This is a genomic window from Phyllobacterium sp. YR620 (genome assembly GCF_900104165.1).
Classification (GTDB): Bacteria; Pseudomonadota; Alphaproteobacteria; order Rhizobiales; family Rhizobiaceae; genus Phyllobacterium; species Phyllobacterium pellucidum.
The window spans coordinates 93,588-113,825 of the sequence record NZ_FNJP01000004.1; the positions used below are offsets into that span (position 1 = coordinate 93,588).

23 protein-coding genes are annotated in these 20,238 nt (G+C 58.7%); 14 read left to right on the forward strand and 9 right to left on the reverse strand.

The window, feature by feature from the left end; all coding sequences use genetic code 11:
• Positions 1-43: 43 nt before the first annotated feature.
• The 5 genes from BLR72_RS14600 to BLR72_RS14620 form a co-directional block, all read right to left on the reverse strand.
• Positions 44-370, reverse strand: coding sequence for an RcnB family protein (locus tag BLR72_RS14600; protein WP_091949798.1), 327 nt, complete (start codon positions 368-370; stop codon positions 44-46).
• Between the two features lie 129 nt (positions 371-499).
• Positions 500-1,753, reverse strand: a complete 1,254-nt coding sequence (locus tag BLR72_RS14605) for a D-amino acid dehydrogenase (protein WP_091949800.1) — start codon at positions 1,751-1,753, stop codon at positions 500-502.
• A gap of 220 nt (positions 1,754-1,973) precedes the next feature.
• A complete protein-coding gene (locus BLR72_RS14610) occupies positions 1,974-2,183 on the reverse strand; it encodes a cold-shock protein (protein WP_027230165.1) in 210 nt (69 codons plus the stop codon).
• Between the two features lie 325 nt (positions 2,184-2,508).
• On the reverse strand, positions 2,509-2,763 hold the full coding sequence (locus BLR72_RS14615; RefSeq protein WP_091919562.1) for a hypothetical protein: 255 nt from the start codon (positions 2,761-2,763) through the stop codon (positions 2,509-2,511).
• A 50-nt stretch (positions 2,764-2,813) separates the two neighbouring features.
• Positions 2,814-3,011, reverse strand: coding sequence for a hypothetical protein (locus tag BLR72_RS14620; RefSeq protein WP_027230164.1), 198 nt, complete (start codon positions 3,009-3,011; stop codon positions 2,814-2,816).
• A gap of 789 nt (positions 3,012-3,800) precedes the next feature.
• Here BLR72_RS14620 and BLR72_RS14630 point away from each other — a divergent pair.
• Together BLR72_RS14630 and BLR72_RS14635 are read left to right on the forward strand one after the other, a co-directional pair.
• Positions 3,801-5,261 carry a Ppx/GppA phosphatase family protein gene (locus BLR72_RS14630; RefSeq protein ID WP_091949804.1) on the forward strand — a complete coding sequence of 487 codons (1,461 nt, stop codon included), beginning with the start codon at positions 3,801-3,803 and terminating at the stop codon, positions 5,259-5,261.
• On the forward strand, positions 5,254-5,955 hold the full coding sequence (locus BLR72_RS14635; protein WP_091919559.1) for an RlmE family RNA methyltransferase: 702 nt from the start codon (positions 5,254-5,256) through the stop codon (positions 5,953-5,955). The genes BLR72_RS14630 and BLR72_RS14635 overlap by 8 nt, the downstream gene beginning before the upstream one ends.
• Before the next feature lie 176 nt (positions 5,956-6,131).
• Here the strand turns inward: BLR72_RS14635 and BLR72_RS14640 are convergent, their stop codons facing one another.
• Positions 6,132-7,535: an MFS transporter gene (locus tag BLR72_RS14640; RefSeq protein ID WP_091949806.1), complete on the reverse strand. Its 1,404-nt coding sequence runs from the start codon at positions 7,533-7,535 to the stop codon at positions 6,132-6,134.
• Between the two features lie 231 nt (positions 7,536-7,766).
• Here BLR72_RS14640 and BLR72_RS14645 point away from each other — a divergent pair, with 231 nt between their 5' ends.
• The 5 genes from BLR72_RS14645 (at position 7,767) to BLR72_RS14665 (ending at position 11,780) form a co-directional block, all read left to right on the forward strand.
• Positions 7,767-8,753: an MBL fold metallo-hydrolase gene (locus BLR72_RS14645; protein WP_091949808.1), complete on the forward strand. Its 987-nt coding sequence runs from the start codon at positions 7,767-7,769 to the stop codon at positions 8,751-8,753.
• A gap of 259 nt (positions 8,754-9,012) precedes the next feature.
• Positions 9,013-10,515: an IMP dehydrogenase gene (guaB, locus tag BLR72_RS14650; RefSeq protein ID WP_091919557.1), complete on the forward strand. Its 1,503-nt coding sequence runs from the start codon at positions 9,013-9,015 to the stop codon at positions 10,513-10,515.
• A 17-nt stretch (positions 10,516-10,532) separates the two neighbouring features.
• Entirely contained in the window at positions 10,533-11,069 is a 537-nt protein-coding gene (locus tag BLR72_RS14655) for a DinB family protein (RefSeq protein WP_091949810.1), read from the forward strand.
• A 69-nt stretch (positions 11,070-11,138) separates the two neighbouring features.
• Positions 11,139-11,381 carry a type II toxin-antitoxin system VapB family antitoxin gene (locus tag BLR72_RS14660; protein WP_091949812.1) on the forward strand — a complete coding sequence of 81 codons (243 nt, stop codon included), beginning with the start codon at positions 11,139-11,141 and terminating at the stop codon, positions 11,379-11,381.
• Between the two features lie 3 nt (positions 11,382-11,384).
• Positions 11,385-11,780 (forward strand): type II toxin-antitoxin system VapC family toxin, encoded by a 396-nt coding sequence (locus tag BLR72_RS14665; protein WP_091949814.1) that lies wholly within the window; start codon positions 11,385-11,387, stop codon positions 11,778-11,780.
• Between the two features lie 14 nt (positions 11,781-11,794).
• Here BLR72_RS14665 and BLR72_RS14670 read toward each other — a convergent pair whose 3' ends face one another.
• Positions 11,795-12,853: an SDR family oxidoreductase gene (locus BLR72_RS14670; RefSeq protein ID WP_091949816.1), complete on the reverse strand. Its 1,059-nt coding sequence runs from the start codon at positions 12,851-12,853 to the stop codon at positions 11,795-11,797.
• A 104-nt stretch (positions 12,854-12,957) separates the two neighbouring features.
• Here BLR72_RS14670 and BLR72_RS14675 point away from each other — a divergent pair, with 104 nt between their 5' ends.
• Both BLR72_RS14675 and BLR72_RS14680 read left to right on the forward strand, forming a co-directional pair.
• A complete protein-coding gene (locus BLR72_RS14675) occupies positions 12,958-13,875 on the forward strand; it encodes a LysR family transcriptional regulator (RefSeq protein ID WP_091949818.1) in 918 nt (305 codons plus the stop codon).
• 27 nt (positions 13,876-13,902) lie between these two features.
• Complete coding sequence (locus tag BLR72_RS14680) at positions 13,903-14,328, forward strand: MAPEG family protein (protein ID WP_091949820.1); 426 nt, start codon at positions 13,903-13,905, stop codon at positions 14,326-14,328.
• An 85-nt stretch (positions 14,329-14,413) separates the two neighbouring features.
• Here the strand turns inward: BLR72_RS14680 and BLR72_RS14685 are convergent, their stop codons facing one another.
• Positions 14,414-15,343 (reverse strand): hydrogen peroxide-inducible genes activator, encoded by a 930-nt coding sequence (locus tag BLR72_RS14685; RefSeq protein WP_091949822.1) that lies wholly within the window; start codon positions 15,341-15,343, stop codon positions 14,414-14,416.
• Positions 15,344-15,479: 136 nt separating this feature from the next.
• On the opposite strand from BLR72_RS14685, the gene BLR72_RS14690 reads away from it, so the two are divergent.
• Together BLR72_RS14690 and BLR72_RS22895 are read left to right on the forward strand one after the other, a co-directional pair.
• Positions 15,480-16,976, forward strand: a complete 1,497-nt coding sequence (locus tag BLR72_RS14690) for a catalase (protein WP_091949823.1) — start codon at positions 15,480-15,482, stop codon at positions 16,974-16,976.
• Between the two features lie 127 nt (positions 16,977-17,103).
• Positions 17,104-17,268, forward strand: a complete 165-nt coding sequence (locus tag BLR72_RS22895; protein WP_175492369.1) for a hypothetical protein — start codon at positions 17,104-17,106, stop codon at positions 17,266-17,268.
• Positions 17,269-17,304: 36 nt separating this feature from the next.
• On the opposite strand, the gene BLR72_RS14695 is transcribed toward BLR72_RS22895, so the two are convergent.
• Positions 17,305-17,565, reverse strand: a complete 261-nt coding sequence (locus BLR72_RS14695) for a type II toxin-antitoxin system Phd/YefM family antitoxin (RefSeq protein ID WP_091949825.1) — start codon at positions 17,563-17,565, stop codon at positions 17,305-17,307.
• Positions 17,566-17,684: 119 nt separating this feature from the next.
• Here BLR72_RS14695 and BLR72_RS14700 point away from each other — a divergent pair, with 119 nt between their 5' ends.
• The 3 genes from BLR72_RS14700 to BLR72_RS14710 are packed head-to-tail and all read left to right on the forward strand — an operon-like array spanning position 17,685 to position 20,118.
• Positions 17,685-18,974 (forward strand): RsmB/NOP family class I SAM-dependent RNA methyltransferase, encoded by a 1,290-nt coding sequence (locus BLR72_RS14700; protein ID WP_091949827.1) that lies wholly within the window; start codon positions 17,685-17,687, stop codon positions 18,972-18,974.
• A gap of 45 nt (positions 18,975-19,019) precedes the next feature.
• Positions 19,020-19,478 carry a TspO/MBR family protein gene (locus BLR72_RS14705; RefSeq protein ID WP_027230152.1) on the forward strand — a complete coding sequence of 153 codons (459 nt, stop codon included), beginning with the start codon at positions 19,020-19,022 and terminating at the stop codon, positions 19,476-19,478.
• Positions 19,465-20,118: a 5'-methylthioadenosine/S-adenosylhomocysteine nucleosidase gene (locus BLR72_RS14710; RefSeq protein ID WP_244506714.1), complete on the forward strand. Its 654-nt coding sequence runs from the start codon at positions 19,465-19,467 to the stop codon at positions 20,116-20,118. The genes BLR72_RS14705 and BLR72_RS14710 overlap by 14 nt, the downstream gene beginning before the upstream one ends.
• Positions 20,119-20,238 lie beyond the last annotated feature (120 nt).

Here is a 20,238-nt window from a genome sequence, read left to right on the forward strand (position 1 = left end):
AAAGGGCGGCGTCTGAACGCCGCCCTTCGAATATTTTCTACGCTCAGCGAGCCTGGACAAGCGCGGAAATGATACCCGTCGCGATGCTGACCATGACGTAGTCATTATCGGCCTTCACCCACTGATAACCGCGCGGTGGGGTGCGCAGGTGATAACGATGGTAATCACGCACCACGTGGCGGCGGTAGCTCGGCGGAAGCTGCTTACCCCGCGACCAGTGATTTCTTTTCACGGTCACCGTTTTCTTGACGACAACTTGGTTTTGCGGATGGCCGTAGCGGTAACCCTGGTGCGAATGTTGCTGCTGGGCGAAAGCCGCTGGGGATGCCAGCAACGATAGGGCAAGTGTTGCCAGAGCGATCTTTTTCATTGTGTTACCTCGTCTGTTGCGTGGCTGAACTAAACCACAGGTTGTCTTGGGAGACGCCCATGGTTTAGTCCTGACGAGATGAATGAAATCTGAACGCCAATCTAAACAATTTGTAATGTTTAAAATGGGTTAGCCGTACCGCGTGATTTCAAGCGGAGATGCGTCGACATCCGGCGATTTGCCAGAGACGATATCGGCAAGGACGCGCCCGGAACCGCAGGCCATGGTCCAGCCAAGCGTGCCGTGTCCAGTATTGAGGTAAAGATTCGAATATTTGCTGGCCCCGATAATCGGCGGACCATCCGGTGTCATCGGCCGCAGACCGGTCCAGAATGTCGCCTTGGAAAGATCGCCGCCACCCGGGAAGAGATCGCCGACCGAGTGATGCAGCGTTGCCCGCCGCGCGTCGCGAAGGCTCAGGTCGTAACCGGAAATTTCGGCCGTTCCGCCAGCGCGAATGCGATCGCCGAGACGCGTGATCGCGACCTTGTAGGTTTCGTCCATAACCGTCGAAACCGGTGCCGAATCCGGATCGGCAATTGGCGCCGTGATGGAGTACCCCTTGATCGGGTAGACCGGGATGTGAACGCCTATGCGCCGCAAGAGGAAAGGCGAGTAACTGCCGAATGCCACCACATAGGCGTCGGCAGTGAACTCCTCGGTTTCCGTCGAGACGCTGGCGATGCGATTTCCGGATGTGTTTATCGACGTGATGGTGGTGTTGAAACGAAAGGCGACGCCTTTTTCGGCGCATAGCTTTGCCAGCTTGTCGGTGAACATCTGGCAATCGCCGGTTTCATCGCCGGGAAGACGCAGGCCGCCGACGAACTTGCCTTTGACATTGGCAAGTGCGGGTTCCGCACCGATGCAGCCCGCGGGATCGAGAAGTTCGTAGGGAACGCCGAACTGCTTGAGCACCTCGATGTCGCTGGCCGTTCCTTCATATTGCTTCTGGGTGCGGAAAAGCTGCAACGTGCCTTGCATGCGCTCGTCATAGGCGATGCCGATTTCAGAGCGCAGCTCCTTCAGGCAGTCGCGGCTATATTCGGCAATGGGCACCATGCGCGCCTTGTTGCGGGCATAGCGGGCCGAAGTGCAGTTACGCAGCATGCGGATGAGCCAAAGCGCCATATAGGGATCGAACTTTGGCCGCACGACCAAGGGGCCGAAATGCATCAGCATCCATTTGATCGCCTTTACCGGAATGCCGGGACCTGCCCATGGTGATGAGTAGCCGGGTGAAATTTCCCCTGCATTGGCAAAGCTTGTTTCGAGGGCCGGCCCTGGCTGGCGATCGACGACGACGACGTCATGTCCCGACTGCGCCAGATACCACGCCGATGTGACACCGACGACGCCACTGCCCAGAACAAGAACTTTCATCGCCGCAATACTCCTTCAATGCGGATTCGTTACCGCCGCACTGTCATATGGCGTGATGCTTCTTTCCAGACATTTCTTTGCAATGCGATGAAATGTCTTGGTTTTCCCGAATGTGAAAATCCGGGCAAAATAAAAGGCCGGGAAAACCCGACCTTCTCAAATTCATCTCGCAACCAGTGCCAGTACATCCGTGGTCAAAGACCGCAGAGACGAATTATCTTTAGGCAGCCTGCAGCTGATCAGCTGTCATCTTGCCGGACTTGTTGTCACGGACCAGCTGGAAGCTGATCTTCTGACCGTCGTTGAGGCTGCGCATACCTGCGCGCTCAACTGCGGAGATGTGAACGAACACGTCTGCCGAACCATCATCCGGCTGAATGAAGCCGAAGCCCTTTGTGGAATTGAACCACTTTACTGTTCCAGTGCTCATGATGAACCCTTTCAATGGAAATATTTCTACCCTCGGCACGACGCGCCAAGCAGTTTTTTAGCTCGATTTTTGAAGAAGGATTTTTTCAGAGCGCCTAGTGGCGCAATAAAAGGACTGACAAACTACCAAATACCGATGGGACTTATATAAACACCAGGCTTTATTTCGTCAATGCCACAACCCAATAAAATATTTGCGTGTAATATAACGAATTGCCTCGGTCCTTCAGATACCCATTTCTATTTGAAAATATTTATCGCCGCCTTCAATGGACGGAGAACGGCCGTCCGTCCGTGCGAACCCGGATTGAACTTTAAGAACGGGATCATCTCGCCTTTGCCTTGCGCACAGTCTTTGATTTCGTCGCAGGAGCACGCGTGGAAACGTCCGTCTGTTCCGCAGCTTCCTTTGCAAGGCGCAAGGCCTTGAGACGCGCGGTCTTGTTTTCCCATTTTGCGGTTTCATCGTTGATGATGGCGGTCGCGGCAAGCGTTGTCGCCAGATTCTTCTGCTCGGAAGGACTTAGAACGGGTTTTGGCTTTACGCCGACCGCGGGTATTTGTTTAGGACTATGTTTCATCGTGCCTCGCTTTACTCTGCTACAAGCTTCGCACGTGACGCCGCTGAAGTCTATCGCGCCGGGGTCTGGCGTCCCGGCTTCCAGCCACGCGCAAAGCCATAAGACAGGGCGAGCGAGGCATACTCGATCTCGCGCAGAAGGAATTCGCGTTCGGAAAGCAGCGCGGCAATCGTCGCCCGAGCATCGCCCTGATGGTAGGCCAACGCCTCATCGATTTCATCCTCCGGTTGCCGGGATATCGCGTTCATCAGAATCTCCTTTTCCAAGAGATTGCCACAACCAGACCTATATGAAAAGGAATTTGTTCCTGTTTTGTTCGCGCGCGGAGCCTTGGTGGTGGATTGGTTTGGCGGGCCGATCGGTTGCGCTGCGGCTACTCCAGACACGTAGCTAATGCCCTTGCACGGTTGCGGATTGGTTCGCTACCGCGCACTCCAAAGTTCTGTTGATCAATTCAGGAAGTGGTATGTCGGCTCGTCAACGCACAGACGCAATTACCACGCCGCCGCCGACCGCTTCACTCTGGGTGAAATTTGGTTCGGACCGCGCAAAGGCGCTGCCGACAAGCCAAATGACCACGAGGAAGATCAGGGTCGCTGCACACAAAAGTATAAGGCCGACCACGGAAACCGGCCTGTGCTCATGCTCTGGCATAAAGGATCCATCGACTACGGTTGTACAATGAAGAAGTACAACCAGAAATTGCAAATAAAGCGTGTTCAGCAGTTCGTTGAGGGTGTCGGCGTGGAATTCTGGCGGAAGGATCGACGGAACGCTACTAACATATGATCGCTGCTACACATATTGGCCGCTTCTAATCCCTTTGGATTAATGTGGCGGAACATTCATGGAACAACAGATTGCCAGATTTTACGGCGGGCGTGGATAAAGACTCGTGATCTTGATGGACCGCGCTTCGCTAATTCAGCTCGTGCACTTTAATATTTGTCAAAGCGTGTTACATTATGTTCAACGTTAATTGAAAAAGCGTCCTGCTGCGTCCTTCAAGGTTCGCGCGGCGCTCAAAGGAAAATATCTTGAAAGACCCCGAAACGGGCGCGGGCAACGCGCCGCACGGAGGGGCGTCTGGCGGTGGCACGGTGCTGAATGGCAGCACAGGTCACCCCAAGAATGGGCCCGGGCCTCACGGGGATTCTGCGCTCGATGCGCGGAACGACCAGCCTGATTCCCAGGAAGGACGCTTCGACAAGAACCCCAGGAAACGAGCACGCCGTCGCAGGCGCGGCAAGTCGAAACAGGCGGCTGTTTCGAGTGCACCTTCGCTTGCGCCAACGCCTGTTTCAGTTTCCACCGGCGAAACGCCTCCCGCTGCCACCAAGCATGGAAAGAATCGCCGGCCCAATCGTTTTCGCAGGCGTGGCCGGGCCGGTGTAAAGCCGCCAGCGTCTGCAACGCCGACGCCCGCGACCGTTTCTGCAAACGCATCGGCAACGCCGCAACCGCAGTCGTCTCGGCAAGACTTCCGCTTTTCTGGGCCCCTTTACGCCGCGCTCGATCTCGGCACGAACAATTGCCGCCTTCTCGTTGCCTCGCCAACGCGTCCCGGGCAATTCCGTGTCGTTGATGCATTCTCCCGCATCGTGCGGCTCGGCGAGGGACTTGGCGCCAGTGGACGGCTCGGCGACAGCGCCATGAACCGCGCCATCGAGGCATTGAAGATTTGCCGCGACAAGCTCGAAAATCACGATGTTCGCAAGGCGCGGCTTATCGCGACCGAGGCATGCCGTCAGGCAGAAAACGGTCCGGAATTTCTGGGGCGGGTCAAGGATGAGACTGGCCTCGAACTCGAGATCATCAACCGGCAGACTGAAGCACGCCTGGCCGTGTCCGGGTGCGGCACCCTGGTCGAGCGCGAGACCGATGCTGTCGTCCTCTTCGATATTGGCGGTGGTTCATCCGAAATCGCGCTGATCGACCTCACCGAGCGCCGGTCGCCGCGTCTTGCCGAGCACATCATCGCCTGGACGTCGCTTCCGGTCGGGGTAGTAACACTTGCCGAACGCTTCGGCGGGCGCGACGTCACGACGGACAATTTTGCCGTCATGGTCAACCACGTCGCCGAGCTGCTCAATGATTTCTCCGAGCGGCACAAGCTCGGCGATCTCGTCAATAGCCAGAATTTTCATCTTCTCGGCACGTCCGGCACCGTCACGACGCTGGCCGGCATCCATCTCGGTCTTGAACGCTACGACCGGCGCCGCATCGACGGCATCTGGATGGAGAATAACGACGTAACCGAAATGACGAGCAAGCTCCTCTCCTGGAGCTTTGACCAGCGCGTCGCCAATCCCTGCATCGGGGCTGACCGCGCCGACCTCGTTCTGGCCGGCTGCGCCATTCTCGACGCCATCCGCAATGTCTGGCCGAGCCAGAAGCTGCGTGTGGCCGACCGGGGTTTGCGCGAAGGCATCCTGACTGAACTCATGTCGCGCGATGGTGCGTGGCGCAATCGCTGGCACCGGAGTGCACATGGCTAAGACAACAACGGGCGGGCGCGGCGGCACGGGAACGCGCGGCCTTCATACCAAGATCAAGAAGAAGGCGGGGACGATCAAGGAATCGTCGCGCCGCTGGCTGGAACGGCACATCAACGATCCTTACGTGCAACGATCGAAGCAGGACGGCTATCGCTCGCGCGCGGCCTACAAGCTCATCGAGATCAACGACCGTTACAAGATCCTAAAGAAGGGCCAGCGTATCATCGATCTTGGCGCTGCCCCGGGCGGCTGGAGCCAGATCGCCGCGTCGATTGTCGGGTCGCCAGACGAGCAACCGACCGTCGTCGGCATCGACTATCTGCACGTCGATCCCCTGCCGGGCGTCACGCTTCTCGAAATGGACTTCCTGGACGATGCCGCGCCGGACAAACTGATGGAAGCGCTCGGCGGCCAGCCGGATATCGTGCTCTCCGACATGGCGGCACCGACCACCGGTCACCGCCGCACCGACCATATCCGCACCACGCACCTTTGCGAGGTGGCGGCGGATTTTGCCGTCGCGGTGCTGCGGCCCGGCGGACATTTCCTGACGAAGACGTTCCAGGGCGGCACGGAAAACGAATTGCTGGCTTTGCTGAAGAAAAACTTCAAATCCGTCCATCATGTCAAGCCGCCGGCGTCGCGCGCCGAATCTGTCGAGCTCTATCTGCTGGCCCGCGATTTCAAGGGATAACGCCCATAGCCTGACTTGGAAATAACCAGGAAACTGGTGTATTCTTTCTTGGAGTGAGCTTTCGCCCGCCCCTCTTTCCTTATCGAATGAATTGAACCCGGATGCAGACTTGCCAGCCGATCCGGGTTCTTTTCATTGTAAGGGTGATACTCCCAAAGCACCTTTTTAGCGTTCGCCTACTCTGCAGCAGCCGGCACTTTCACCAATGGCCGGTGGCCGGAAACTTCTGCGCCTGCATCGGCTCGCAATCCCCGGAACGACAGGCACGCGAAGCTCGATACTGCCGCGACGATGAAGAACGCGATGTGAAAATCGGAAAGTTGCAGCGGCCCGCCATGCATCTTGGTCGAAACTTCGAGTATGCCGCCCGCAACTGCAACGCCGAGCGCAATGGATATCTGCTGGGCGACCGAACTGATTGGCGTCGCAAGGCTCGTCTGTTCGTTCGGGATGTCCGCATAGGCGAGCGCATTGGTGCCGGTGAAGAACAGCGAGCGGAAGAAGCCGCCGGCTAGAAGTACGAGGATCATAAGGACATAGGGCGTTTCCGGGGTGAAGAAGCCATTGACGGCAATGAACGCTGCGGCGACCACCGATCCATACATCAATGAGTTGCGGAAGCCGGTCTTCCTGTAAAACCATTTCGTCACCAGCTTCATGCTCATTGCTCCCGCGGCAGAGACAAAGGTGATGAGGCCGGATTGAAACGGTGTCATGCCGAAGCCGATCTGGAACATCAGCGGCAGCAGGAACGGCACCGCGCCGACGCCTATGCGGAATAGACTTCCGCCGACGATCGATGCCCGGAACACCTGATTCTTGAAGAGATCGAGCGAGAGAAGTGGCTCCGGCGTCTTTCGCGCGTGAAGCAGGTAAAGGACCGCGGAAACAATCCCGAGCGCCAGCGTCGAAAAACCGACCCACGAGGGGAGGGCAGGCAGGCTCACGACGGAAAGACCGAAGACAATGCCGGAGGCGGCGATGCCACTCAGGAAAAATCCGGGAACATCGAGCGGCCGCCGGATCAGCGTTTCGATGGCCGGAAGATAGCGCGTGGCGAACCATATGCCGATGATGCCGATCGGAACGTTGATCAGGAAGATCCAGTGCCAGCTGAAATAGGTCGTCAGAAACCCTCCAACCGGTGGACCCAGCAAGGGCCCGATGAGCGCGGGCATGGTGAGCCAGGCCATCGCACCGACAAGTTCGCTGCGCGGCGTCGAGCGGACGAGAACGAGGCGGCCGACCGGCGTCATCATTGCGCCGCCGACACCCTGAAAAAACCGCGACACAACGAAGGCAAATAGTGATCCCGATGCGGCACAGGCAATGGAGCCGAGGACAAAGACGACGATCGCCGCGCGAAAAACGTTCTTTGCTCCGAAACGATCGGCCATCCAGCCGCTGACGGGGATGAATACGGCCAGCGAAACGAGATAAGCGGTCAGGGCGAGTTTCAGCGCAATGGGACTCGTACCGACATCCGCAGCAATTGCCGGAAGCGATGTCGAGATAACGGTGGAATCCATTTGCTCCATGAACAGAGCGACGGCAAGGACAAGGGGAACTATGCGGTTCACGATGTTTCCAGTTCTCACAACCGAGAAAACAGGAGGCAGGGCCCGATACGCAGGACTCAGTTGCTCTTGATGAAAGCTCCGATAGCACCCGCTGTTCCAGCGCTCAAGCCGCGATCAAAGAGATGTGATCCGGCAACGCCGTCTTGTGATCAATTTGCCATGGCCGCAAGGACGACGGGTTCGCATGCCGGTGTAAGCTTGGCCGTTGAACGAATACACAGGAGAGGCGTCATGCAAAGTTTCGAGATTTCCCGCCGCGACTTGCTCGTGGCCTCCACAGCAGCCATCGGAGGTTTGACGATGCCGCAATTGATTGCCGATTCCGCCATGGCCGCCGCCGTACCCCAGTCGGACACGCCGCCGCCGGGCTTCAAGCGGTTCAAGCTTGGCGAGTACGAAATTACCACCGTCCTCGACGGACTGCGCCCAGGTGACGGACCCTATCCAACCTTCGGCGCCAACCAGACGCAGGAAGCCGTCTCACAGTTGATGCGGGCGAACTTCCTGCCGGAGACGAAATTCGTCAACGGCTTCTCGCCCGTGCTCATCAATACCGGATCGGACCTCATCCTGTTCGATACGGGCTTCGGGGCGGCCGGACGGGAAAATGGCCTCGGCAGGCTCGAGACCAACATGAAGGCCGCCGGCTATACGCCCGACCAGGTTAGCATCGTTGTTCTCACGCATATGCATGGCGACCACATCAACGGTCTCATCAACGGCGACACGCCGGCATTTCCCAATGCCAGCATCGTTGCCGGCGAGCTCGAATATTCGTTCTGGACCGACCCGGCCCGCATGGGAACACCGGCGCAAAACGGTGCGAAGGCCGTTGCCGCCAAGGTCAAGCCGCTTGCCGAAAAGATCAAGTTCATCAAGGCCGGCGATCCTGTCGCGTCCGGCATCACCAGCGAAGCTGCGTATGGACACACCCCGGGGCATATGATCTTCCACATTGAATCCGGCGGAAAACACCTCGTCATTACAGGTGACACGGCCAATCATTATGTCGCCTCGTTGCAGCGGCCGGATTGGGAAGTCGCCTTCGATAGGGACAAGGCCATGGGGGCCGCAACCCGCAAGAAGGTCTTCGATATGATTGCGACCGACCGCTTGCCTTTCATCGGCTACCACATGCCGTTCCCCTCGGTCGGCTTCGCCGAAAAACAGGAAGGCGGCTATCGCTTCGTTCCCGTCACCTATCAATTCGACGTCTGATCGTTGGCAGCCCTGTGGACCGCCGGCCGGGCATCGCGCCCGGCGGCGCGGATTTGCCTCAATATCGTGCGCCCGCAGCGCCGCGATAGACCACCTGTAGATCCGATGGCGATAAGTTGATCGTATTGGAATTGCGTTTGAGCCTTTTCAAACGGACATATCCGTGTTACCAGCCCGTGCCAATTCATCTGAACTGAACGTGATCGGCGCTCCACCCGTGTGGTGCGCCCTTTAGTCTTTTACCGCAAGGAATTGGTCCATGGCAAAAATCGTTGAATCCGCAACAGGCGCATTGGCACTGACATTTGACGATGTCCTGCTGCAACCCGGTCATTCCGAAGTTATGCCCGGTCAGACCGACATTCGCACCCGCATCGCTCCGGATATCGAACTCAATCTCCCGCTGCTTTCCGCCGCCATGGACACGGTTACCGAGTCGCGGCTCGCCATCGCCATGGCTCAGGCCGGCGGCATGGGCGTCATCCACCGCAACCTCTCCCCGGAACGACAGGCGGAGGAAGTTCGCCAGGTCAAGAAGTTCGAATCGGGCATGGTGGTCAACCCTGTCACGATCGGCCCTGATGCTACGCTCGCAGATGCACAGGCGCTGATGCGGTCGCACGGCATTTCTGGCATTCCCGTCGTCGAGAATGCCGGTGAGGGCAGTCGCAGGCCGGGACGGCTCGTCGGCATTCTCACCAATCGCGACGTACGCTTTGCATCAAACCCTGCGCAAAAAATCCACGAACTGATGACGCGCGACAATCTCATCACCGTGCGCGAGAACGTGCAGCAGGACGAGGCGAAGCGTCTACTGCATCAGCACCGCATTGAAAAGCTGCTGGTCGTCGACGATCGCGGCCACTGTGTCGGACTGGTTACGGTCAAGGACATCGAGAAGTCGCAGCTCAACCCGAATGCCGCGAAGGACGCCCAGGGACGCCTGCGCGTGGCGGCCGCGTCGAGCGTCGGCGAAGACGGCTTTGAACGGGCTGAACGGCTGATCGCCGCCGGTGTCGATGTTCTCGTCATCGATACCGCGCATGGCCATTCGCAGCGCGTTCTAGACGCGGTGACCCGTGCAAAGAAAATGTCGAATGCCGTGCGCATCATCGCTGGCAACGTGGCGACTGCCGCTGGAACGCAAGCCCTTATCGACGCCGGCGCCGACGCCGTCAAGGTCGGCATCGGCCCTGGTTCAATCTGCACCACGCGCATCGTCGCCGGGGTGGGCGTGCCACAGCTTTCGGCCATCATGTCGGCCGTCGAGGCAGCGCAGAAGGCAGATGTTCCGGTCATCGCCGACGGCGGCATCAAATATTCTGGCGATTTCGCTAAGGCTTTGGCGGCAGGCGCCTCGGCCGCCATGGCCGGTTCGGCTTTGGCGGGTACTGAAGAAAGCCCGGGCGAGGTCTATCTCTATCAGGGGCGGTCGTTCAAAGCCTATCGCGGCATGGGCTCCGTAGGTGCAATGGCCCGCGGTTCGGCCGATCGCTATTTCCAGGCTGAAGTGCGCGATGAATTGAAGCTGGTGCCAGAAGGCATCGAGGGACAGGTCGCTTACAAGGGCCCGGTCGCGGGTGTGCTGCACCAGTTGGCAGGAGGCTTGCGTGCATCCATGGGTTATGTGGGTGCCAGGAACTTGGAAGAATTCCGCGAAAAGGCTACATTCGTGCGCATCACCAATGCCGGTCTGCGCGAGAGCCATACCCATGATGTCACCATCACACGCGAAAGCCCGAACTATCCGGGCGGCAACTGACAAAAGGGCGGAAGGCGATGTCTGACAGCGCCCTCCGCGACCACTTTTCGGCCATGGCGCGCAACAGCGCCTGGTCCAACCATCGCCTTCTGACCGCCTGCGAACAATTGACCGACGAGGAATTCGCACAGGAGCGCACCAGCTTTTTCCCGTCGATCCAGCTTACGCTCAATCACAATCTGATCGTTGACCATATCTATATGGCCGACATGATCGGCAAGGGCCGGCAGAATGTGGGGATCGAAGGCGACGTGCCGTTTCCGAAGGCGAGCGATCTAAAGCGCGCCCAGGAAGAGTTCGACGTCAGCCTGATCGAATTTTGCGATGGCTTGAGCCCAGAAGACCTCGACCGCGTCATTTCGATCACGTGGCGCACCGGCGACACCTCGCAGGAGCCGATCCGCCTCGTACTGTCGCACCTTTTCGTCCATCAGATCCATCATCGCGGCCAGGCCCACGCAATGCTTGCGGGGACGCAGGTGTCCCCGCCGCAACTCGACGAATTCTTTCTCAACTACGATAGGCCGCGCCGTCAGGGCGAACTATTCACGTAGTGAGTCTGACTTGTATTACTGTTGATCGGGATCTTCTATTTTATACCCTTATATACCAAGGAGAATATAGTGCCGCTCTATATCAAGGACGATACGATTGATGAACTTGCGCGCCGGTATCAGGCGTCCATCAAAGCTCCCTCGAAGACCGAGGCGGTACGTCTGGCACTGCAACTCGCATTGCATGAGCAGGAGGGCAGACCCCTGCTTGCCGATATTGCCGCAAATTTCGCTCGCGAGATGCGCCGTACCGGCCATCCTGAACAGGGCCGATCCGCCGACAAGGCATTTCGCGATAGTCTCTACGAGTAAGCAGTGTTCATCGACGCATCCGCCCTCGTGGCAATGAGGTCAGACGAAGATGATGCGCGTTCTCTTGCAGCCCGCATGCAATTTGCTGCCAACCGAATTACGTCGCCTGCGGCAGCGTGGGAATGCGCAGTCGATGTTGCACGCATTCTCGAGATTTCACTTCCCGCAGCGACGTCCGCGGTCAGGGACTTTTTGGTGTTGATGGAAATCGAACTGGTACAGATGCCCCCTCAAGCCGCTTTCCTCGCACTTGAAGCTTATGACCGGTTCGGCAAGAACCGACATCCCGCCAATCTCAACTTTGGCGATTGTTTCGCTTATGCGTGCGCGCGTCACTACGGCGTACCTTTGCTATACAAGGGCAACGACTTCACGAAGACCGATATCGCGGCTGGCTGAGTCCTCGCACACCTTCAGGGAATGATCTTCCTGTCGCGAAGATCGCGGAAAACCCGCATGAACATTTCCTCCGTATCGACAAATTCGTGGAAGCCGGCGCGTCTGAGTTTTGTCCCATCGGCAAAGAAATCGTAGTTCCAGCTGAAAACAGCATCGCCGAAGCTCCATGACGAAACGTCCTCATAGGGCGTTTCGAAAAGGTTGTGCTTGTCGATCATCCGCTTCCAGAGATCCGCCTTGTCCGCCATCACGACCCCGAGCGCCATCGGAAGCGGCGGCGCGGCCTCGAGGTCGAAGAATTTCGCGATCTTCGGCCACATCTCGCTCCAGCGGAAAAGGTCGCCATTATTGATGTTGAAGGCCTGGTTGCCACATTGCGGGTGCGTCGCGATGAATACGGTTGCCCGCGCCAGAAGACCGGCGTCAGTCATTTCTATAAGGCTGTCATAGGCGCCGGGCTTGCCGGGGAAGCGCAAGGGTATGCCAAGTTCCCTGGACATCGACGCATAGACGGCGATGACGGAAGCGAGGTTCATCGGGTTGCGCAGGGCAAAGCCGATCACCACGGATGGGCGCAGCGCCGACCACGTCCAGGTCTTGCCCCTTTGCAGGGCTTCGAGAAAATCCTGCTGATCGATGTTGAATTCCGGCGGCATGTGTTTGGCGTCGGTTTCCCGCGCCGGCGTCTTGAATGGCCCAAGATGCGCGCCGTAGACCTTGTATCCCTGCATGAGGCTGATGTGCTTAAGACGCGGTGCAATCGGCTCGATGGCATTCACCACATTGACCAGCATGGCGAGATTGGGCGGCACGAGCTCGGCCCAGCTCGGCCTGTCCTGGTAGGCCGCGTAAAAAATGTGGGTTGCGTCGGTAAGCCCCGCGAGTTTGTCCCTTGTATCATTGATGTCGAGCAAATCGACGGCGATGTGGGTGAGCTTGCCTGCCGCCTTTCCGCCGCGCCGTGAAAGTCCAACGATCTCCCAGTCGCCGAGTTCGACCAGATGGGCGATGAGATTGCCGCCAATGATCCCATTGGCCCCGACGACAACCGCCTTCTTCCGTTCCGATTCCATTTGTGCCTCCTTGATCTGCTTCGAAGGCTAAAATGATTTATATGTTTTAGTTTATGTAGACGCGCGATATTTATAACAATCATAAGTGAAGGTTTGAGGCCGTCATGGATCGTTTCGCGGCTATGAAGACGTTCGTTCGGGTTGCGGAGCTGGGCACGCTCTCGGCGGCGGCGCGTGAACTTGGTCTGACCCAGCCCGCCGTAAGCCAGCAGGTCATGGGGCTTGAGCGACACCTGAATGCGCAGTTGCTGCATCGATCCACCCGCCGGCTGGCTTTGACGGAAGCCGGCGAGGCCTACTACCGGGAGGTGCGTGCGATCCTGCAATCCGTCGATGAGGCGGAGGAGAGCGTGGCAACGGCAACGATCGGCCTGCGCGGCAGCCTCCGGGCGCATGGTCCGGTCGGCTTCGGCCAGATGCATCTTGCCGCGGCCGTCATCGAATTCCAGCGGCTGCATCCGGACCTAGTGATCGAGCTTGTCCTTGACGACCGCATCGCCGACGTAATCGCCGAAGGGGTCGACGTCGCCATCCGGCTTGGCGAACTCAAATCGTCCGGGCTGATTGCCCGCAAGCTTGCAACGTTCGAGCGCATTCTCGTGGCTTCGCCTGGCTATCTTGCCGAACATGGTACGCCGCAATCGCCGGACGATCTCATTCATCATCGGCATATCCGTTTCGCGTGGACGCCGCTCGGAGAGGCGATCCCGCTGATCGGGCCGGCAGGGCCTGTCACCGTCCCGGTTCGCTCGACCTTTCTTGCCAACAACGCCTTCGTGCTCAACGACGCGCTTTGCGCAGGTCTCGGCATTGGCGGCGCACAGGTGCCGCTCGTCAAGGCGCATCTTGATAGCGGCCGCTTGATCCGGGTGCTTCCCGACCATGCCTACGCGCCGCTCGATATCCACGCGGTCTACGCGACCTCCCGCTTCGTCCCACGCAGGGTCCGCGCGTTCATCGATCATCTTTCGACTTGTATGGCGGGGATTGAAGGCTTGCGCATGATCCACAAGCCTGACTAGAACGTATTCAACAATGGAGGGCTATGGATGTCACAGACCGCAATTTTCTGGCCGATGATCGCGCTAACCTTTCTGATCTGCTGCGTTTACGCCGTGGTATTTCTGCGCCGGCGCGAGGCCGTGATCAGCGGTCAGGCGAGGCCGTCGGACTTCAGGCTGCCGCTTAACGAGCCCGAAGCAAGCGTCAAGGCAATTCGCAATCTGATCAATCTCTACGAACTGCCGGTTCTCTTCTACGTCGTTTGCCTGTCGCTCTATGTCGTCAACGGCGCGAATATTCTTGCAGTGGTTCTCGCCTGGCTTTTCGTCGCCTCGCGCGTCGCGCATTCGATCGTGCACATCACGTCCAACCGCCTGAGGCTGCGGCAGCCGCTTTTCATGGTCGGGTTTATTTTGAACGGTGCACTATGGGTTATGCTGGCGCTGCATCTCGCATTGCCACCCGTCGCATAGGTCCCCCAACCCACTGCCATCATCGTCGGGCTCTCGACCTGAGGATCCATGCTGCCGAAGTCGGACTTGATGACAGCGGTGACATCTAAGCAGCAAGCGCCCTTAATTCGTCCGCCGAGATGGCGAGTTGCCTGCCGCAATCGACGATCGTCGCGGCAAGCGCCTCGAAGTCATCGCGCCGCTCGCTCTGCTTGCGCCAGATCAGGCCGATATCTCGCGCAGGTTCAGGATCAGCGAAAGCCACAATCCGCACATTGTTGCGCGTTGCTTCCGTGCGGACGGCGATTTCCGGTATCAGGGTCAGGCCCATGCCATGGCTGACCATTTGCAGCAGCGTCGCCATGCTCGTCGCGCCGTAGCTGACGAGTTGCCGCCGCTTCACATTGGTGCAGACAGCGAGCGCCTGATCTCGCAGGCAATGGCCTTCCTCCAACAGCAACAGGCGTTCGACGGCGACATCCTCCTGGGTCATCGGCGAGGTCAGGACGTCGATATCGTTGGTCGAGGTCGCGACGAGAAAACGGTCGCGAAACAGCGGCCGGGCGATCGTCCCTTCCGACTCGATCGGCAAGGCAGCGACCAGCGCATCGAGATCGCCGAGGCGCAAATCTTCGATAAGTTTGGAAGTGACCGCTTCGCGCAATTCGATTGATAGCTCGGGATAAGCCTCATGCAGGGCGGGGACGAGCAGCGGCAGGAGATAGGGCGCGATTGTCGGTATAATACCGAGCCGTAGCTGACCCTTGAGGATGCCGCGCTTTTGCGCTGCAAGCTCTTCAAGTGAACGGATCTCATCGAGAATAGTGCGGATGCGCGGCAGGAGCCGCTTGCCCATGTTGGTAAGGACAACGCTTCTGCGGGTCCGCTCGAACAGCGCCGCACCGAGCCGCATCTCCATCTCCGCGATCTGGGCCGAAAGCGCCGGCTGAGAAATACGCGCCATTTCCGCTGCCTTGCGGAAGTGGAGCGTGGTGGCGAGGATCTCGAAATAGCGCATTTGCCGGACGGAAAACATGATAACCAAATCCTATCAATAATTATTCTAAATACAATTGGAAACTATGATTAGAATGGTTCTATGGTGCGCGCGGATGCGGCAGCGCCGCACCGTGAGATTCTTTTTTCAACATGAAGATATTAGGGAGAGGCCAATGGCTGATCGTCCGACATTGACAACAACTGCCGGTGCGCCGGTTTCCGATAACCAGAACAGCATAACCGCCGGCGAACGCGGCCCTGTGCTGATGCAGGATTACCAGCTTCTCGAAAAGCTTGCGCATCAGAACCGCGAGCGCATTCCCGAGCGCGTCGTGCACGCCAAGGGCTGGGGCGCCTTCGGTACCCTGAAGATCACCGGCGATATTTCCCGGTACACCAAGGCGAAGGCGCTGCAGCCGGGCGCCGAAACGCCATTGCTCCTGCGCTTCTCGACCGTAGCCGGCGAGCTTGGCGCGGCCGATGCCGAGCGCGACGTGCGCGGCTTTGCCATCAAGTTCTATACAAGCGAAGGCAACTGGGACCTCGTCGGCAATAACACGCCGGTCTTCTTCGTGCGCGATCCGTTGAAGTTCCCCGATTTCATTCACACGCAGAAGCGCCATCCACGCACCAACATGCGCTCGACCACTGCCATGTGGGACTTCTGGTCGCTTTCACCGGAAAGCCTGCATCAGGTAACCATCCTGATGTCTGATCGCGGTCTGCCCGTCGCCCCGATGTACATGAACGGTTACGGTTCGCACACCTATTCATTCTGGAACGACCAGGGCGAGCGCTTCTGGGTAAAGTTCCACTTCAAGACCCAGCAGGGCCACAAATTCTACACCAATGCCGAGGCTGAAAACCTGATCGGCAAGACCCGCGAATCCTATCAGGAAGAGCTTTTTGGCGGCATCGAACGTGGACAGTTCCCGAAATGGACTGTTCAGGTCCAGGTCATGACGGAAGCCGAGGCCGAGAGGACCTCCTATAACCCCTTCGACTTGACCAAGGTCTGGCCGCACGGCGAATTCCCGCCGATCGAGATCGGCGTCATGGAACTCAACCGCAACGCCGACAACTATTTCGCCGAGATCGAACAGGCGGCCTTCTCGCCGTCGAATATCGTTCCTGGCATTGGCCATTCGCCCGACAAAATGCTGCAGGCGCGCGTATTTTCTTATGCGGATGCCCATCGCTATCGCCTTGGCACGCATTATGAAGCGCTCCCGGTCAATGCACCGAAATGCCCGGTCCATCACTACCACAAGGATGGCCCAATGAATTTCTTCGGCCAGAAGACAGGCAATGTCGATGCCTATTACGAGCCGAACAGCTTCTCGGGAGCCGTCGAACAGCCCGCCGCGCAGGAACCGCCGCTGCCCCTATCGGGCGCTGCTGATCGATATAACCATCGCATCGGCAATGACGACTATGGTCAGGTCACGGCTCTGTTCGGCCTGTTCGATGCTGTCCAGAGGTCGCGCCTCTTCTCCAACATCGCCGCAGCGATGGAGGGCGTTCCGGGCGCGATCGTCGAGCGTCAGCTGGCGCATTTCAAGCGCGTTCATCCGGACTACGAGGCGGGCGTCCGCGCCGCGCTGAAGGAAGCGCATGGCTATGAAGCAAGCTCGATCTCGCAGGAAGAAAAGTCTGAAGCGGCCGAATAATTACGCTTCATCGATCTGAACCGAGAAAAGCCGGGGCAACACGCTCCGGCTTTTCTTTTATGGCTGCAACGCCAGCGGATGATCGATCAGGGCGCGGTCGACGGTCGCCAAGGGCTAACCCCTCGACATGACACTGCGCAAGCAGCAGCCGATCAAACGGATCGCGCGTAGGTGGTTCCGGTTGGGCCGCAATAACGACATGGCGCGCCTCGATTGGCAAAAGCGCAATCCCGACGGCATCGACAAATCCGACAATGTCATGGAGCGGCATGCCCGGATCGAGTTTTGCTAGCTGATCTTCATTGAGGAGTGTCGAGCAGGACGCGCATCAACTATGCGGAGCAATGAGAAAATCTTCAGGTAGCTCGGCGTCAAAATCCTCGGCGATAGAGGGTACCGGCTGCTTGATTCTTCGTGCCCGCAAGTAGGTTTCACCAGCCATGAGGTCGAGCCCGCCACGCTTCTGGTGCGGAATGATGTCAATCACCGGCCGTCCGTTGCGAGTGACAACAATCGTCTCGCCCTGCTCGACTTCGCGGGCGAGTTCGGTCAGCCGGTTCTTGGCATCGCGTATGGAAACTGTTTTCATCAAACAAAAGTGGCTGCATGTAGCCACTTCGTCAAGGCGATCGTGGCGTTGATACGCTCCGGCTTTTCTTTATTGCCGCGGCCATGTATGCGACAGGTAAGACAGAAAAAGGAATGCACATGCGACTTGGCGGACGCCTGCAGGCGGCAATCGAAGTTTTGGACGATATCGAGAACCGCAAGCGACCGGCCTCCGATGCCTTGAAGGATTGGGGCCTGTCTCATCGTTTCGCCGGCGCCGGCGACCGCGCGGTCATCGGCAATATCGTCTATGACGCCCTGCGCCGTAAGCTCTCTTTGGGCTGGCGCATGGATAGCGATGCCGCCCGCCATATCGCCTTCGGGGTCCTGCTTTCCGATGCCGAACTCGACATGGAAGAGATCAATGCAGCGCTGGACGGCGACAAGTTTGCTCCCGCGCCGCTCGAAGCCGAGCGCCGCTCGATCTGGGAAGAGCGTGACCTTGCCTTGGCGCCCGACCACATCCGTGCCGATGTCCCGGAATGGTGCATGCCGCATTTCGAGGCGATATTCGGCGATCGTTGGGTCAGGGAGGCGGCAGCTCTCAGCGACCGTCCGCCGGTGGACCTGCGCATCAACACGCTGAAGGCCGATCGTGACAAGGTCCTGAAGGAACTGGCGCGGGCCGGCGCCAGCGCTGCACCGCTGCTCGAAACCGCGGTGCGCGTCCCGCCTTTGCGGGCCATGGGGCGCCATCCCAACGTGCAAGCCGAGCCCGCCTTCCAGCGCGGGCTCTTCGAGGTGCAGGATCTGGGCTCGCAGATTGCGGCAAAGCTCAGCGATGCCAAGCCCGGCGAGCAGGTGCTGGACTATTGCGCGGGGGCCGGCGGCAAGACGCTCGCGCTCGCCGCTGAAATGGGCAACAAGGGACAGATCCATGCCTATGACGCCGAGCGCGCACGGCTCGCGCCGATCTTCGACCGCCTGAGGCGGGCAGGGGTGCGCAACGCGCAGGCCCATGCAAACGTCGAAGACCTCGCCGTGCTCGAGGGGCAGATGGATCTTGTACTCGTCGATGCGCCGTGCACGGGTTCGGGAACGTGGCGCAGGCGGCCAGACGCAAAGTGGCGCCTCAGCGACCAGCAGCTTGAGCGCCGCGAAGTCGAACAGCGCGAGGTGCTCGACGCCGCCAAGGCCTACGTCAAGCCGGGGGGCAGGCTCGTCTATATCACCTGTTCCCTGTTCGCGCCGGAAAACGGCAACCAGGTCGATGCTTTCTTGAACAGCAATCCAGCCTATGCACGCGTCGACACAAAGCCGCTCTGGAACCGTGCGGTCAGCGAGGCGCAGGATTTTTCCCCGCTTTTCAAAGACGGAACAGCAATCCTTTCGCCGCTCGCAACCTCGACGGACGGCTTCTTCATTTCAGTTCTCAGACGGGAAAAATAGCGTTACAAAAGCCGCAAGGCACGTCCTCCAGTAGAAGGTTCGAGCATGTCCCGTTCCATGGCGCTTCTCTTGTTTCTCGTGTTGGTTATCGGCGGTGGGCTCGCCATAGGCTACATCACGCTGCCCGGTGAATGGTATGCGGGTCTGGTGAAACCCTCGTTCAACCCGCCGAACTGGATCTTCGCCCCGGTCTGGACAATTCTCTACATATTGATCGCCATTGCCGGCTGGCGGGTCTGGGACTACGGCCTGCCACGACCGCAGCAATTCTGGTGGGCTCAACTCGTTCTGAACTTCCTTTGGTCGCCGACATTTTTCGGCTTCCAGCAGATGGGACTGGCGCTGATCGTCATCAGCCTGTTGCTCGTTGCAATCATCGGTTTCATAAAGGTCACATGGGAGCCGGACCGAAGTTCCGCGCTGCTTTTCCTGCCCTATCTCGCCTGGGTGGCGTTCGCGACACTTCTCAACGCATCGTTGTGGATGCTCAATGCAACAGGATGACATGTACGCTTACCTGACGCCGATCGCCGGAAAAAACGTCGTCTTCGCCATGGCTGTCGATGCCGAATATGGTCCGCATCTACGAAGACTGTTTACCCCGATGATTACCGGCGTCGGCCCGGTGGAGGCGGCGGTAAGCGTCGCCGCAACGCTTGCCAGCCTCGCTGCCAACCGCGCGCTCCCCGCTCTCGTCGTTTCGCTTGGCTCGGCCGGTTCGCGCACGCTCGAACAGGCCGAAATCTACCAGGTGACGAACGTCAGCTACCGCGACATGGACGCCTCGCCGCTGGGGTTCAAGAAAGGCGCGACGCCTTTCCTCGACCTGCCGGTTGTTGTTCCGCTGCTGCATCGCATTCCGGGCGTCAAGGAGGCTTCCCTGTCGACGGGCGCCAACATCGTCTCCGGCGAGGCCTATGACGGCGTACACGCCGAAATGGTCGACATGGAGACGTTTGCCGTGCTGCGGGCCTGCCAGCGTTTCGGACTGCCGCTCATCGGCCTGCGCGGTATTTCCGACGGCAAGGAGGAACTGCGGCATCTCAACGACTGGAAGGAATATCTCCATGTCATCGACGAGAAGCTTGGCCTTGCCGTCGAGGCGATGGGCGCGGCCTTGGCAGACGGGCGCATCGCTGTTTGAGGGAATTCCAGCGGCCCGTTGAATCAAAATCGCAAGCTCTTCATCTCTTCCCTAAACAACTGGAATCACTTTTTCAGTGCGGCGTGGTAACCCATTGCACCGACTCGACATTTGCTTTAA